This is a genomic window from Vibrio crassostreae (assembly GCF_041439375.1).
In the GTDB taxonomy this organism is placed as follows: domain Bacteria; phylum Pseudomonadota; class Gammaproteobacteria; order Enterobacterales; family Vibrionaceae; genus Vibrio; species Vibrio crassostreae_D.
The window spans coordinates 1-1,167 of sequence record NZ_JBGONY010000140.1 but is presented as its reverse complement, the minus strand read 5'-3'; the positions used below and the strand labels follow the sequence as shown (position 1 = coordinate 1,167).

Annotated in this window: 1 protein-coding gene; it reads left to right on the top strand. The window is 35.8% G+C overall.

Annotation, left to right across the window (positions count from 1 at the left end; all coding sequences use genetic code 11):
• Positions 1–91 precede the first annotated feature (91 nt).
• Complete coding sequence (locus ACED45_RS24030) at positions 92–1,105, top strand: putative phage abortive infection protein (RefSeq protein ID WP_086402277.1); 1,014 nt, start codon at positions 92–94, stop codon at positions 1,103–1,105.
• Positions 1,106–1,167 lie beyond the last annotated feature (62 nt).

Here is a 1,167-nt window from a genome sequence, read left to right as displayed (position 1 = left end):
GTCCAACAGGTATTTATCCATTGTGCTACGACAACGGATAAATACTTAAGCGTTAGGGCAATATCGATAATAATAGAATATGAGCATAAAAATGAAAGAACATTGGTTTAGGTTTGTGGACAAGTTTTTCGTATATTTTGACGGTATGTTCAAGGAAGAGGATGACTTATCGAAGAAGTCTTTAAACTACATACTCTTCAACGTACTAGTAGCAGCATTAGGGTTTGGTGTTGTGGCATTCAGTATTAATGTCATATTAATTCTGTTTACTGAAAAAGGTGGTGTATTTGGTGACTTTTTGGGGGGAGTTCTAAACCCTATATTTACATTTTTAACATTGTTTGGCTTGATTACAACAATTGTTATTCAACGTAGAGAGTTGAAGCTTGCTCGAGACGAATATGAGAAAACGGCAGATGCACTTGAAATGCAAGCAATCGAGGGTACTTTCTTCAATATATTAAATTTGCATCATAAAATTGCCGATTCGATCAAACTAGACATTTCGGTGTTATCCAAGCAACGTCAATTTGAAAGTGTTCTAAAGATTGTCGCAAGTCAAGTCGCATCAATTTCCGCCGTTACAAATAATAGCCTGTTTGAGGGGCGGGAATCTTTTGAAGAAGTACTTAAAATCTTAACGGAACGAACTGATAGCCCAGAAGAAGTTGTAGAGCGATACAAAGTTATTCAAACGAAAAATAACCATATATTCGGACATTACTTTAGAAACCTTTATCAAGCACTCAAATTAATAGACAGCTATGATGACTCTGTACTTCCACAACAGAGAAAGCGTAAATATGCAAGTATTTTACGAGCACAGCTATCTACAATGGAGTTGGCATTACTTTTTATTAACTGTCTTGACGGAGTTTCTGACAACGGAAAATTTAAAAATTTGATTATCGAGTATCAAATGTTAGAACACTTACCGATACAAAGAGTCGAAGGTGGTTACGCTTTTAGTGGACTGAACAAGTGTATGGCTAATGACGAAATGTTTTTGCAGTACAAACATCAGAAAAAATTTGGTATTTGTCTAAATAAGTATTTCGGTGGAGCTTTTGGGGAAAATGCGAATGTCCCGTACAATTTAAAATAATTGCCCTAACAAATAAGGATTAAGGTGTTGCGCAGCCAACACTAAATCCCGAGTGTTGAACA